The organism is Pseudobutyrivibrio sp. C4 (assembly GCF_900111635.1).
Taxonomy (GTDB): Bacteria; Bacillota; Clostridia; order Lachnospirales; family Lachnospiraceae; genus Pseudobutyrivibrio; species Pseudobutyrivibrio ruminis.
In genome coordinates, this window is the sequence record NZ_FOHF01000001.1 from 612,835 (window position 1) to 627,609 (window position 14,775).

14 protein-coding genes, 1 pseudogene and 1 other annotated feature are annotated in these 14,775 nt (G+C 39.4%); all 15 genes and pseudogenes read right to left on the reverse strand.

What is annotated here, in order from left to right:
- Positions 1-33: 33 nt before the first annotated feature.
- Positions 34-834 carry a transporter substrate-binding domain-containing protein gene (locus BMY66_RS02925; RefSeq protein WP_044933991.1) on the reverse strand — a complete coding sequence of 267 codons (801 nt, stop codon included), beginning with the start codon at positions 832-834 and terminating at the stop codon, positions 34-36.
- A 191-nt stretch (positions 835-1,025) separates the two neighbouring features.
- Positions 1,026-1,592: a biotin transporter BioY gene (locus BMY66_RS02930; protein ID WP_090394069.1), complete on the reverse strand. Its 567-nt coding sequence runs from the start codon at positions 1,590-1,592 to the stop codon at positions 1,026-1,028.
- 99 nt (positions 1,593-1,691) lie between these two features.
- Positions 1,692-2,255: an anthranilate synthase component II gene (locus BMY66_RS02935; protein WP_090394070.1), complete on the reverse strand. Its 564-nt coding sequence runs from the start codon at positions 2,253-2,255 to the stop codon at positions 1,692-1,694.
- Complete coding sequence (gene trpE / locus BMY66_RS02940; RefSeq protein ID WP_090394071.1) at positions 2,252-3,748, reverse strand: anthranilate synthase component I; 1,497 nt, start codon at positions 3,746-3,748, stop codon at positions 2,252-2,254. Before trpE ends, BMY66_RS02935 begins: the two co-directional genes overlap by 4 nt.
- Positions 3,738-4,514 carry a tryptophan synthase subunit alpha gene (gene trpA / locus BMY66_RS02945; protein ID WP_090394072.1) on the reverse strand — a complete coding sequence of 259 codons (777 nt, stop codon included), beginning with the start codon at positions 4,512-4,514 and terminating at the stop codon, positions 3,738-3,740. The genes trpE and trpA overlap by 11 nt, the downstream gene beginning before the upstream one ends.
- Complete coding sequence (gene trpB / locus BMY66_RS02950; RefSeq protein ID WP_044934926.1) at positions 4,507-5,736, reverse strand: tryptophan synthase subunit beta; 1,230 nt, start codon at positions 5,734-5,736, stop codon at positions 4,507-4,509. The genes trpA and trpB overlap by 8 nt, the downstream gene beginning before the upstream one ends.
- Positions 5,731-6,306: pseudogene (locus BMY66_RS13975) on the reverse strand (phosphoribosylanthranilate isomerase); the annotation flags it as partial. The pseudogene BMY66_RS13975 and the gene trpB, both read right to left, overlap by 6 nt.
- The gene (gene trpC, locus BMY66_RS02955) at positions 6,287-7,081 is read right to left on the reverse strand and encodes an indole-3-glycerol phosphate synthase TrpC (RefSeq protein ID WP_044933982.1); all 795 of its coding nucleotides are present in this window, start codon (positions 7,079-7,081) and stop codon (positions 6,287-6,289) included. The gene trpC and the pseudogene BMY66_RS13975, both read right to left, overlap by 20 nt.
- Positions 7,047-8,114: an anthranilate phosphoribosyltransferase gene (trpD, locus tag BMY66_RS02960; RefSeq protein ID WP_090394073.1), complete on the reverse strand. Its 1,068-nt coding sequence runs from the start codon at positions 8,112-8,114 to the stop codon at positions 7,047-7,049. Before trpD ends, trpC begins: the two co-directional genes overlap by 35 nt.
- A 174-nt stretch (positions 8,115-8,288) precedes the next feature.
- Positions 8,289-8,532, reverse strand: a binding site (T-box leader).
- 51 nt (positions 8,533-8,583) lie between these two features.
- A complete protein-coding gene (locus BMY66_RS02965) occupies positions 8,584-9,339 on the reverse strand; it encodes a DUF4097 family beta strand repeat-containing protein (protein ID WP_090394074.1) in 756 nt (251 codons plus the stop codon).
- Between the two features lie 3 nt (positions 9,340-9,342).
- Positions 9,343-10,308, reverse strand: a complete 966-nt coding sequence (locus tag BMY66_RS02970) for a permease prefix domain 1-containing protein (protein WP_090394075.1) — start codon at positions 10,306-10,308, stop codon at positions 9,343-9,345.
- A gap of 10 nt (positions 10,309-10,318) precedes the next feature.
- The gene (locus tag BMY66_RS02975) at positions 10,319-10,657 is read right to left on the reverse strand and encodes a PadR family transcriptional regulator (protein WP_090394076.1); all 339 of its coding nucleotides are present in this window, start codon (positions 10,655-10,657) and stop codon (positions 10,319-10,321) included.
- Between the two features lie 830 nt (positions 10,658-11,487).
- Complete coding sequence (gene ftsZ / locus BMY66_RS02980; protein WP_044934923.1) at positions 11,488-12,723, reverse strand: cell division protein FtsZ; 1,236 nt, start codon at positions 12,721-12,723, stop codon at positions 11,488-11,490.
- Positions 12,724-12,862: 139 nt separating this feature from the next.
- Entirely contained in the window at positions 12,863-13,627 is a 765-nt protein-coding gene (locus BMY66_RS02985; RefSeq protein WP_177175563.1) for a cell division protein FtsQ/DivIB, read from the reverse strand.
- Positions 13,614-14,771, reverse strand: a complete 1,158-nt coding sequence (locus BMY66_RS02990) for an FtsW/RodA/SpoVE family cell cycle protein (RefSeq protein WP_177175564.1) — start codon at positions 14,769-14,771, stop codon at positions 13,614-13,616. The genes BMY66_RS02985 and BMY66_RS02990 overlap by 14 nt, the downstream gene beginning before the upstream one ends.
- Between the last annotated feature and the right edge of the window lie 4 nt (positions 14,772-14,775).

The following is a 14,775-nucleotide window of genomic DNA, read 5'->3' on the forward strand; positions in this document are numbered from 1 at the left end:
GGGCAGGTAAACCCCTGCCCCTTTAATCTAATACTATTCGCCTAAGTACTTTGCAATGATTTCATCGTATGTGCCATTTGCCTTGATATTTGCAAGACCTGCATTAAACATATCAATAAGCTCCTGGTTGTCTGAGTTGAAAATTGCAAATCCGTATTCAGCAGGATCGTTACCAGTGTTCTCAAGAATCTTCATTGAGATACCAGTATCTTTAATATTGGAAGCCATAATTGGAGTGTCATCGAAGCAAGCTGCAACCTGACCACCTACAACTGCCTGATACATTGTAGGAGAATCCTCAAAGTATGTAACAGTGAAGCCATACTCACTTGAAAGGCTCTCAGCATAAGAAGCACTCATTGTACCTGTCTTAACTGCAACTGACTGTCCCTTTAAATCTTCAAAACCTGCAATATCAGAAGATGCCTCTACAGCCATAGACTGATTTGCATCATAATATCCATCAGAGAAAACCCATCCAGATGCCTTTCTTTCATCTGTAATAGAAGCACCTGCAATCATTCCATCAGCCTGTCCTGCCTGGCATGCTGCAATTGAAGCATCCCATCCAAGAGACTTAAGCTCGTAATCGAATCCCTGATCCTCAGCGATAGCTGCAAGGATATCTACATCAATACCTACGAAATCCCCATTGTCATCTGTGTACTCAAATGGCTTGAATGAAGTATCTGTAGCGATAACCCATTTCTTATCTGAACTAGTAGCAGCATCTGCACCTTGTTCAGTTGCGCCCTGTTCTGATGCGTTTCCACATCCAACCATTGCAAACATTGTTGCAAATGCCATTAATAATGCTAGTGACTTTTTCTTCATTTCAAAATCTCCTTCCTGAAAACTGTGTTAATAAACACAGAAATTATTTTAGCATTTTTGTAGCTTTAATGCACTACTATTGCTAATTTTAGAAAAAGCGCCTGCTAAACCTATAGCAGACGCCTTTGTCTTCGTTACGCAATAATATACCTTTTTTTAGAAAGGATTTCAACCCAAATTTATTTCATAACTTATTTAATTACTGGTCTAACTCTTCTTGCAAGTACAAGTGCAAGTGCAAGCTTTACTAAATCAGGAATGATGAATGGGAAAACACACCATGAAAGTGCTGTCATTGCCCCAATTGCACCAGCATCCCTAGAGTAAACAACCATGAACCAAACTGTTCCAAGTGCATAGCAAGCTGCAAGTCCAATGACAAGTGCTACGATTTCAACTAAAAGTGTCTTCTTGAAGAGCTTAGTAGCCACAATGTATACAAGACCTGTAAGTAAGAAACCAATAATGTAGCCACCTGTTGAACCAAGAACTACACCAATTCCCCCCGAAAAACCAGCAAATACTGGAGCACCTACTGCTCCGATTAAAATGTAAACCAATACTGAGAGTGTTCCTCTCTTGCCCCCAAGAAGGGAAAGCATAGCAAATACTGCAAATGTCTGTAGAGTAAATGGCACTGTTGTAGGAATGCTAATCCATGAGCATACTGCAATAAGTGCTGCTCCAAGAGCAATATATGCAATATCAAGTGTTTTAAATGCTGATTCTTTTGTTGTTAATGTGCTTGTGTTATCCATATTGCCTCCCTGTAATACTTTAATTTTTTCACCTGAATAACAATATCAAAACACTAGCTCATTGTCAACCATATATATTATTAAGGGTGACAATCTGCATTAAGCAATGAAGTTTTCAATCATATTTTTTCCATTAGAAGTCAAAATTGATTCTGGATGAAACTGTAATCCATATACTTCATATTCCTTATGAGCAACAGCCATAATCTCCCCATCTTTAGTAATTGCAACGGCTTTAAGCATCTCTGGTAAAGAGTCTTTATCTGCAGCTAACGAGTGATATCTGGCAACATCCACTGTATCTGGAAGCCCCTTAAATAACTTGCAGCTATTGTCAACCTGAACCCTGGATTGTTTACCATGCATTAATTCTTTTGCATAGGTAACATTTGCGCCAAAGGCTTCGCAGATAGCCTGATGTCCCAAACACACCCCCAGAATTGGTATCTTTCCTGCAAAATAGGTGACAATCTCCTCGCAAATTCCGGCTTCACTAGGCTTACCTGGTCCCGGTGAAATAATAATATGGCTAGGATTTAGTTTTTCAATATCGGAAATACGAATTTCATCATTTCGGCAAACCTTAATATCTGGCTCAATTTCCCCTACCAGCTGAAAAAGATTGTATGAAAAACTATCATAATTATCTATTAGTAAAATCATGCCAAACCTCCCTCGGCCAGGCTAACAGCATTTACTACAGCCTTTGCCTTATTGATACATTCAATTGCTTCGTTTTCTGGAACTGAATCATAGACAATGCCTGCTCCTGAACGAATACAAATCTTATCGTTCTTTTTATATACAAGTCTTATTGCTATGCACACATCAAGATTTCCTGAGAAATCTATGTACCCCAGTGCTCCACCGTAAATACCGCGCTTACTCTGTTCCAGCTCTTCGATTATCTGGCAGGCTCTAAACTTTGGCGCACCTGACAATGTGCCTGCTGGTAGAATTGCGTCCACTGCATCAATAGCATCCTTATCATCTGCCAAGTGTCCAACAACTGTGGAACCTATATGCATTACATGGGAATACCTTTCTATTTCCATATATTTTTCCACATTTACAGAACCAATACTGCTTATTTTTCCAATGTCATTTCTACCTAAATCAACAAGCATATTATGTTCTGCACGTTCCTTATCATCTGCCAAAAGCTCTTTCTCAAGAGCTATGTCCTCTTCCTGATTTTTTCCTCTTGGTCTTGTTCCAGCAAGAGGGAATGTGCTCACCTGCTTTTGTTCTACCTTGACCAGTGTCTCTGGGGATGCACCAGCAATTTCGATATCATCACTTGAAAAATAAAACATGTATGGAGATGGATTGCTGGCTCTTAGAAGACGGTATGTGTCAAACAGACTTCCCTCTGCTTTTGCTGTAAGGGGATTTGAAAGAACAACCTGAAAAATATCACCTTCTTTTATGTAATTCTTTGCCTTTTTTACCATCTCACTGTACTCTTTATTAGTGAATTTAGGCTTGATATCCGTTATAAGCGAAAGAGGCTGAAATTGTTCTTTCTTTCCACTCTGCAATAGGCTTTTTATCTTTTCCAGTCGAGTTTTAGCTTCATTATATAAGCTTTCCAAATCATCCGATTCATCCAGCATTACGCCAGTAATCAAATAGATTTTCTGCTTGAAATTATCAAATACAATTACATCGTTAAAAAGCATCAAATCCATATCTTTAAAATCGTCTTCTCCATGATTTTCAAGCTTTAGCTTTGGCTCAGCATATTTGATGTAATCATATGAAAAATAACCTACTAATCCACCTGTAAAGGTTGGAAAACCTGATAACACAGGGCTCTTGTATTTCTTTATAATTTCACGTAGTGTTTCACCTGGATGTGCTACTGTTTTCTCCTGAATTAGGACTTTACTGCCACCCTTATTTTCCTTTATTAATAGATGTCCGTCTTGGCAGGTCACCTCAAAGTTAGGATTGAATCCAAGAAACGAATATCTTCCCCAGGTTTCTGTCTGACTTGCACTCTCCAATAAATAACACTGATGACTGGCAGCTTTCAGTATTCGTACCATTTCTATTGGCGTGAAACTATCGGAAAGCATTTCTATCATTACAGGAATCCTTCTGTAATCACCACTTTTCACAAGTTCTTTAACCTGCTCTAAACTAGGATGCATGATATGCCTCCTTCATTGACTTAACAAACTCTCCCACATGTTTTGGAGCCTCTTTACCGTACTCCTCTACAACTCTAACAATTGCAGAACCAACAATGGCTCCATCCGATATATCAGCCATCTTGGCAGCCTGCTCTGGAGTTGATATACCAAATCCTACCGCACAAGGTACATCTGTGTTTTTTCTAACTCTATCAACTACTGTTTTGATGCCTTCACTAAGCTCGCTTCTTGTACCTGTCACCCCAAGGCTGGAAACAATATAAATAAATCCCTTTGCTTCTTTTGTAATCATATCAATTCTATCCTCAGAAGTAGGTGCAACCATCGATATAAAGTCTACGCCATATTCAGATGCCACTCCTTCAAACTCTTCCTTCTCTTCGAAAGGAACATCCGGAAGGATGATGCCATCAATTCCAACCTCCTGGCACTTGCCAAAAAATCTGTCTGAGCCATAAGAAAATACAACATTCGCATATGTCATAAAGCAAAGTGGAATCTTCACTTCCTTTCTGACCTCTCTAACCATTTCAAATACATCATCTGTTGTGATTTTATTCTTCAAAGCTCTAATATTTGCACCCTGTATTACAGGACCTTCAGCAGTTGGATCAGAAAAAGGTATTCCAAGTTCAATCAAGTCTGCGCCGTTTATCTCTAGCTCCTTGATTATTTCTTTAGTTGTCTCTAAATCAGGATCTCCACATGTAATAAATGGAATGAATGCCTTTTTATTCTTGAATGCTTCTGAAATCTTACTCATGGATATCCTCCCCTCTGTAACGTGCAATTGCTGCACAATCCTTATCTCCTCTACCTGAAACAGTAACTATAATAATCTGGTCTTTTCTCATTGTTGGAGCAAGCTTCTTCGCATATGCGATAGCGTGACTTGACTCTATAGCAGCAATTATTCCCTCTGTCTTTGCAATATACTCAAAAGCATCAACAGCTTCGTCATCAGTGACTGGCACATATTTTGCGCGTCCAATGTCGTGCAGATAAGCATGCTCTGGACCAACACCAGGATAATCAAGGCCTGCAGAAATAGAATATACAGGAGCTATCTGACCATATTCGTCCTGGCAGAAATATGATTTCATTCCATGGAAAATACCAACCTTTCCAGTATTTACAGTTGCTGCAGTTTCAAATGTATCTATTCCTCTACCTGCTGCCTCACAGCCTATCAGCTCCACATCCTTGTCATTGATATAGTGATAAAAGCTTCCAATGGCATTGCTTCCACCACCTACGCAAGCAATGACAGCATCTGGAAGTCTTCCTTCTTTCTCAAGAATCTGAGCTCTGCTTTCCCTGGAAATAACTGCCTGGAAATCTCTAACAATTGTAGGAAATGGATGAGGTCCCATTACTGAACCAAGGCAATAATGAGTATCATCAATACGTGTTGTCCATTCTCTCATGGCCTCTGAAACTGCATCCTTCAATGTGGCAGTACCGCTTGTTACAGGGATAACTTCTGCTCCAAGAAGTCTCATTCTATATACATTAAGTGCCTGACGCTCTGTATCTTCCTTGCCCATAAATACAACGCACTCCATTCCAAGAAGTGCCGCAGCTGTGGCGGTTGCCACACCATGCTGTCCAGCTCCTGTTTCTGCAATGAGTCTTGTCTTGCCCATCTTTTTAGCAAGAAGAGCCTGTCCCAATACATTGTTAATTTTGTGGCTTCCAGTATGATTTAAATCCTCACGCTTAAGATAGATTTTTGCTCCGCCCAGGTCTTCAGTCATCTTCTTTGCGTAGTATAAAAGGCTTGGTCTTCCCGCATACTCATCAAGAAGCTCCTTCAACTCTCTGTTAAACTCTGGATCATCCTTGTAGTGATTGTATGCTTCCTCCAGCTCCATAACTGCATTCATGAGAGTCTCTGGAATATACTGGCCACCGTGAACACCAAATCTACCTTTGCTCTTTGCTGGAACCACATCCTCTCTTACCGCTTTTACGAATTGATCCATCTTGTATCCATCTTTAAGATGGTCTGTCTCAATACCAGAACTAACATCAACGCCATATGGTTTTACAGTATCAATTGCTTCAGCAACGTTCTCCTGGTTTAATCCGCCTGCAAGAATAAAAGGTCTATCTATATAGGTGAGAAGATTTAAATCCTTGATACGATTACCCTCTCCATTTCCTGCATCAAACATAATCATGTCTGCGCTGGACTTTTCAGCCTTTATAAGCTCCTCTGCAGATGTAACCTTGAAAGTTTTGATAACAGGAATATTGTTATCCATAAGTGATTTAATGTAATCTTCATCCTCATTTCCGTGAAGCTGGGCCACATCAATAATGTTTTCTTCAAATAAGCTTTCAACTTCCTGCTCTGGTGCATCAACAAATACACCTACAGCTTTTATTTCAGGATTTAACATACTCTTTAGCTTTTTTGCCTGCTTACGACTAACGTTTCTTTTGCTTTTCTCACAAAAAACAAATCCAACGTACTCAGGCTTAAGCTCATTTGCCTTTATGATATCTTCTTCTCTTGTAAGACCACATAGTTTAATAGTTGTCATCTTCATCACCTCTTAATTCTTTAAGCTTTTCCTTCTTGTCAGTTGCTTTCATAAGTGTTTCACCAATTAAAACTGCATCAACACCTGCTTCTTTCAGCTGAGATATATCCTCTGCTGTTTTAATTCCACTCTCTGATACAAATATCACCTTGTCATCTACAAGTGCTTTTAATCTCCTGCTATTTCCCGTATCTACTGAAAAATCCCTAAGATTTCTGTTATTTACACCTATTATTCTAGCCCCTGCCTTTGCTGCCATCTTTACTTCCGCATCATCATGGGCCTCCACCAAAGCACTGATTCCAAGACTATCGCATATACGAATGTATTCTCTAATTTGCTCTTCTGTCAGGATGCTACAGATTAGAAGTACAGCGCTAGCGCCTAATACCTTTGCCTCGTATATCATGTACTCATCTACAGTGAAATCTTTTCTTATAATCGGAATTGAAACCGCATTTGCGATATCCTCTAGATACTTGTCACTTCCCAAAAACCACTTTGGTTCAGTCAAAACAGATATGCAATCAGCTCCTGCTTCTTCATATGCCCTGGCTATATCTAAATAGTCGAATTTCTCGGCTATGATTCCTTTTGATGGAGAAGCTTTTTTGCATTCACAGATAAAGCTTATCCCCGGCTTTGCCAATGCTTTTTCAAATTCAAAAGCTCCCTTTGGAAGAGTTAATGCTTCTGCTTTTATTTCTTCAAGTGACTTATTCTTTTTATTTTCTTCAACACGAAACCTAGCATGCTCCGCTAACTGCTCCAGTATGTTCATCGCTATTGTCCTCTGAAATCTTGTTGCTTAATAGTATGAATTTCTCCAATGTCTCAAGTGCTTTTCCGGAATCAATTATTTCTCCTGCAAGCTCTACTCCAGCTTTAAAACTTTCAGCTTTTCCACCGATGTAAAGAGCTGCTCCTGCATTAAGAAGAACTGCATTTCTTTTATGTCCCTTTACTCCATTTAAAATGTCCCTTGTAATCTTTGCATTTTCTTCTGGAGTACCACCCTTCAAATCTTCTTTAGCGCATTTTTCAAATCCAAAATCCTCTGGCTCAATGATGTAAGTTTTATACCATCCATCTCTAATCTCACAAATCTTTGTTTGACTGCTTAAAGAAATCTCATCTAGCTTATCCAGGCCATAAACTACCATGCCACGCTTAACCCCAAGGTTGATAAGTACCTGCGCAAGTGGCTCAACTAAATATTCGTCGTAAACACCAAGCAACTGCATTGTAGGAACAGCCGGATTTGTAAGAGGTCCCAGGATATTAAATACTGTTCTAAATCCAAGCTCTTTTCTAATTGCCCCTACGTATTTCATTGATGTGTGATACTTCTGCGCAAAGAAGAAGCACATCCCCACTTCCTTAAGAAGCTCTACACATTTTTCTGGGTCCTGGCTAATGTTAACTCCCAATGCTTCTAAGCAATCTGCTGTACCACATAGTGAAGAGGCCGCTCTGTTTCCATGCTTTGCTACCTTCATTCCACCGGCCGCTGCCACTAGTGCTGATGTTGTTGAAATGTTGAAGCTATGTGCATTGTCTCCACCCGTACCAACAATCTCAAACACATCCATGCCAGTATCAACCTTAACAGCATGCTCTCTCATAGCAGCAGCACAACCAGCAATTTCATCTGTTGTCTCAGCTCTTGCACTTTTTGTAGAAAGTGCAGCCAAAAAAGCCGCGTTCTGTGTAGGTGAGCTTTCGCCATTCATAATCTCATTCATTACAGTGTAGGCTTCCTCGTATGTAAGGTCCCCCTTGTTTACAATTTTCTCGATTGCTTCCTTAATCATCTCGTAATCTCCTTCCCTTCTGTCATGGACTTTTTTTCCAAAAGTGCCAGTAGATAACAAGCTCTTGGTGTTACTCAAGGAGCCAATCTCGCGACGGAGTAATACCAAGGCTTGTAATCGTAACTGGCATTTGGGCAATAAAAAAGTCCCTGACAGAAACCATTAATAGTTTCCATCAAGGACGAAAATTCTTTTCCGCGGTGCCACCTTGAATTCATAGGATAATCCTATGCGCTTAACAGGATACCATCATATCCCTGGCAACTAACGTATGCCTTACGTCGTGCAATACTCTGACCAAAGTCATTTCCTCACGCCCTCAGGAGTCCATTCCCAAATTGCTATCATACCGCATCCCACCATCGCGGCTCTCTCCTATGAATCACAAAGAGGTACTCCTCTCCCTCATCGGTTTATTACTTTATTGTGTTGAAGTAATACTACCATTCCGTAATTCTGTTGTCAACAACTAATTTTTCCATCTAGATCCATTTACTTTGATACTACCAAGCTCACAATCTAAATCAAAATCTACTTTGTTTGCATCAGGAACATTAATATCAATGTCTCCCATCTCACAGCTAGCTGTAATCTTTTCAAAATTTCCGTCAATATCAATGCTTCCCATATCAGCATCAAATGTGCCACTTGTTGCAGTAACATCATCCATTTCAACAGCCCCTGCGTCTGTGGTTACCTTTACTGTTTCAAAAACAGATTTACTAACATCTATGTCGCCTGCATCTGCATCTATAACAAAATCATTTGCAGTTACCTCATTGATATCGATATCCCCAGCATCTGCATCAATCTTCAAAGTATCAAAGTTAACACCATTAATATCAATATCTCCTGCGCTAGCAGTAATATCAGCTGTGTCAATCACTGTACCCTTAGGTAAAGTAATTTTGATGTAGCAATCTTTCAGATTTCTTACGTTAACAGAATATTTCTGCTCGATTGTTAAACATTCATCTTCCAATGTAACCTTTGGTTCAACATTCTTTTGATAGTTTGTATTTACCTTAAACTCATCACCATATTCAATATATAAATCTGCGGCATCTGCATCCACTTTTACAGTTGCTACACTGTATTTAGAAAAATCATATTCTGACTCTTCACTACGACCACTTGAAAAAGGAGCAAATCGAATAATGCAAGAGCCAACAACAATAATCAGAGTAACAATCCATATTATTAACTGAAATTTCTTTGTAGTCATTTCTTAATCCTCCTTTACAAGTGCAATCTTAAATACTTTATGAGCAATAGCTGCTATAACCCAAATTATCCATGTAGAACCCCAATTAAAGGTTGTGAAACTGATAATAAGATATAGGCATGTAACTATTGACCAATAAGATTCCATGAGAATCTTTGCACCTTTGCTTACATATTCTACATCTTCCTCATTTCCATTTGACTTTATGTCTTTGTGAACAACATTGCCAGCATCTAACAAAGTATCAAAGCTGCTATTAATAATTCCAGAATATACAAACAACCATACACCTATGCCAACCATGATAAATATAAAAGTTGCAAATATATCGATATCGAAAATCATAATTGGCACAACAGCGCATATGCACAAAGCACATCCAAGTGTTATTGCAGCAGCTGTAATAGGCTTAAACTCAGCTTTCTTTTCTTTAATCATATCTGTTGTAGCCATATCCATCTGGCATGGCTCTTTTCTAAGAAAACTGAAATCAGAACTAACAAAACTACTATAAATGAACAATCCTACACCAACTGCTATCCATACAAACATCATAGCTGCGCCATAATTGTCGATATTCATAAAGCCCCAAACAGCATCTGTAACTATTGGCCAGCATACACATGTGATGCAAAGTAAAACGCCTGTAGCTACTAGAAGAGCTCTCTTTTTCTCAGCTTTAATAAACTCAATAGCCTCATCCATTGAAACGAATCTCTTAGGCTGCTGCTCTCTCTCGTGAACTTCCTCAACCTCTTTAGTAAGCCCTAAATCCTCAGCCAACTCATCAAGATTGCCAAACTCAGAAATAACTGTACCAACAGCAGTGTTTTCACTAACACCCTCTGCGATCAGCTCGTTATACTTATCCTCCATCATTGAAAAAAGCTCAGCCTTTGCTTTTTTAACCTCAGGAGTGTTTGGCATACTACTAAACATTGCATCTAAATAGCTCTTAATTGTTTCCATATCTTCTCTCCTATTTTGAAATAAACTTTTCAACTACTTCTTTTGTAAGCTCCCACTCATCACACTTATCAATGTAATACTCTTTTCCTTTATCCGTGATTCTATAATAGGTCCTTTTCTTTCCATTTCCCTCAGGATCCGGATTAGCCACAAATGATTCAATAAAACCATTCTTTTCCATTCTGGTAAAAGCCGAATACAGAGTCGTTTCTTTAATAACATATTTCTCTTCCGAAATACTCTTTATCTGCTTAGAAATCTCATAACCATAAGAAGGCTCCTTCATAAGAATGGAAAGTATCATGGTGTCATTGTAGCCTCTAATTACATCACTACTTATTTCACCCATATAATCCTCCTACGTCTATCGTACTATGTCTGCCGTACTACGTCTGTCGTAGTACGTTTGATGTAGTAAATATACTACGACTGTCGAAGTAAGTCAACCCCTTTCACAAAAAAATTACATTCCTCCATAGCAATGTAGGTATATGACCTCCTACTTTATGTAACCGAGCACCCTTACTTATTTACGCCGACAGCGCAAGGATTATAGTTTTTCTTAGCATCACAAGGGAGCATTAAGTGCGTGTCCTTTAATTGGTTTTGCACTTCGAAGCCACTGTAGGTAGAGGGCAGACACATGAAGTCTACATATTAATCTCCACACAAGGCTTAGGATAATTGCGCTCATACTCCGTTTGCCAAGAAAATTTAGAAAGGGGATTTTGGATGCTTAGGCGCCGCCCTTTAACTCAGTCCGTTTCGTTGTCAGGCTCTCGGCGCCGTCCGTGGCGCCTCACGCCTATTCATCGCAAAATACCCCTTTCTAATTTTCTAGGCTCACTACAAATGTCGCGGCAATTATTCCTAAGCTTGCTGCGGAGATTAATACTCATAAATAGTGTGTGTCTGCCCACTCTACCAACAGCGGTGTTAGAAGTGCAAAGAATTTAAAGAACACGCACCATAAAAAATGCGACACGTGATGCATAGAAAAACATAATCCGCAGACGATGCAAGTAAATAAGTAAGGGCGCTCGGTTACTACATAAAGTAGGAAGTCACTAGAATGATTAGGCTATGGAGGGATGGAATGTAGACCCGGCTGGGGTTGACTTGGGGCGTACGGGCAATAAAAAAGGCACTGCGTAATGCAGTGCCTGTAAGGTTTGATTATTATTTTTTGATTGAGTTCATGAAGTCTGGCATTTTGATGTTTAATTCAGGTACAGTGCTCTCTGTAGGTACAGTTGGAGCTGTTGGACGCTGAATTGGAGTTGTAGCAACAGGTGTAGGTGTAACAGGTCTGTTAACTACAGGAGGTGTATTTGTAACACCTGACTGGCTAGCTGGAGCAGCTGATCCTCTCATACCTGCAAGTAAGTCAGCGCTTGACTGTCTAGGCTGCGAGCCATAAACCATACCTGTTGAGCTGCGGAATGCGCCTGTTGTAGCTGTGTTTGGCTCGCCAAGTCCAGTAGCGATAACTGTAACTGTAACTTCATCGTCCATTGTGTCATCTTCTGTAACACCGAGGATGATGTTAGCATCAGCACCAGTCATATCCTGAACATAAGATGTAGCCTCTGATGTGTCGTTAAGTCCAACATCACCACAGATGTTGACGATGACATCAGTAGCACCCTGAATGCTTGTCTCAAGAAGAGGTGAAGCAACAGCCTGCTTAACAGCCTCAAGAGCTTTTTCGTCACCCTTAGCTGAACCGATACCAATATGTGCAAGACCCTTGTCCTTCATAACTGTCTGAACATCAGCGAAGTCAAGGTTAATAAGCGAATTCTTTGTGATAAGATCTGTGATACCCTGTACAGACTGGTGAAGTACCTGATCTGCAATACGGAAGCTCTCACCGATTCCCATGCTCTTGTTTGTGATTTCAACAAGCTTCTGGTTAGGAATTACGATAAGTGTATCAACGTTTTCTTTTAATCTCTCAATACCATTTAAGGCATTGTTCATACGTGGCTTTCCTTCAAACTGGAAAGGCTTTGTAACGATACCTACAGTAAGGATACCCTGCTCCTTTGCAATTTTAGCAACAACTGGAGCTGCACCTGTACCAGTGCCGCCACCCATACCACAAGTAACGAATACCATATCTGCACCCTTGATAGCTGCAGAAATATCCTCTGCACTCTCCTCTGCAGAACGCATGCCAACCTCAGGGTTAGCACCAGCACCCTTTCCACCTGTAGTCTTCTCACCTATAGCTAAAAGAGTAGGCGCTTTACATAAATCAAGTGCCTGCTTATCAGTGTTGATTCCAATGAACTCAACTCCCCCAATACCCTCTTCAACCATACGCTTTACTGCATTGTTGCCAGCTCCGCCGACACCAACAACAATGATTCTGACAGGAGCCCCTGTCTCGTCAGTCGTAATGTTAATCAAAACCATATCCTCCTTTTATTAAACCTCGAAGGGAGGTCGAAAATCTCTAATACCAAAAAAGCATACTATACTTGTACACTAATAACATATTATAGTTTTTCACCTTATTTCGCAACTGTTTTTTACCAAAAATTGCATTTTATTCGACCACCTCAGTATCTTTTTCGAATACAATATCTGTGTTTTGGGTTGAGTAATTCTCAAGATGTAGTGTACCCTGCAATCCTTCGATTTGTGGAAGAATCTTTAATGCGCGGTCTATCTTCTCTTCCAGGTAAACGCTACTTCCCAGTGAAATATTGTATGTGTCATATTTAAGCGTAATATGGCTATTTTCATCATATGAAACCACATTAGGCATAATATCATTTTTTTGAAGAATCTTTATCAGCGATGTAAGATATCCTATTTGGTCATCACCGATAGGGAGTGTCATTCCTACTTCTGGTTCCTCGCAAGTAACTCCTTCGACCTGCATATATCCTCGGTCAATATAGCTCTCGCTAATTTCTGTGATAGAACCATCATAATTGAAATATATGTATTTGCCATCTTCTTGACTAATGTAGCCTAGAATTGGCTTTTCATTACAAACAATTGTAATGCTATGCATTCCTGTTATCTTTACATCAAATGACTCAATAAACTCAGCATCTCCCTTTGGAAACAGCTTGTTTTTCAAAAATGCATATATCGTATTAGTCGAATACTTGTCATCTAAAATATATTCTGAAACCTGATCAGAAGTATATAAATCAGTGCCTTCTACTGATACATCCGTTAAAGGACATAAGAAATAGGCTAAAATACCAAGTATAACTAACAGCAATATCAATGAAAATATAATCTCAATAATAGCCAAAATATGGCTTTTTCTTCTTTTACGGCGTCTAGACATCTTCATCACCTTCGAATTCCATATTCTTTGATACGCTAAGCGCCAAGCCCAGTTCCGTTAAAAGTATGGCTACAGATGTACCACCATAACTAATAAGCGGCAAAATAACACCTGTGTTAGGTATTGAATTTGTAACAACGGCAAGGTTTAAAATAACCTGAAGAGCAATATGACTCATAATGCCAATACAAATATAAGAACCAAACATGTCCTTTGAATGATTGGCTATATATAAAAGTCTGTACAGGAGCAAAATATAAAGAAGAATAATACAAACTGCTCCAAATACACCTAGCTCTTCGCAAATGATAGAAAAAATCATATCGTTTTGGGCCTCTGGAACAATGTACTTTTGCATACTCTCTCCTAAGCCCTTTCCAAAAAGACCGCCACTACCAATAGCATAAAGTCCCTGAAGTGTCTGGAAACCAGATCCTGTGACATAATCCTCTGGATGAAGCCATGTGGCAACACGATCAGAACGATAACTAGCTAATGAAATATATAAAATAATGAGTAAAACTCCTCCTGCAGCTGCCCCCACAAAATACCAAAACTTTGGAGATGCAATAAATACCATTATGAAAGAAATACCCATAATGATAATAGCTGTAGAAAGGTTGTTATAAGCAACTACTGCGAAAATTGGAAGAACAAGACACATAGTCTTGATGGAACCTTCAAATGTTCTTTGAGCTTTTGGTGCTCTGTCTATTACATTGGCCAGTAGCAAAATAACAGCTACCTTCGCAATCTCCGATGGCTGAATTGAAAGCCCACCAATGCTAAGCCAACGTGCCTGACCATTGATTGTTGTACCTACGAAGATAACCATGACACAGAGAACCATTGAACCAATATAAAATGGCCAAACAAAATGAGACCATCTACGGTAGTCTATCTTTGTAGAAAAAAACATACCTACAAATCCTAAGCCAGAGGCAAACATCTGACGCTTAAGATAATATGCCGAATCTCCTTTTTTCAAAGATGCAGCATAAGCTGATGTACTGTAAAGCATAACTAGTCCTAATGCAAGGATGAATATTATGATTAGTAAAAGCGTATAGTCAAAGTTTAATAGCTTTTTAATTTTCTTACGCCGCTTTGCTTCTTTTCTAGAAGCAACCAGCTCTTGATCTCTTACCATAAAC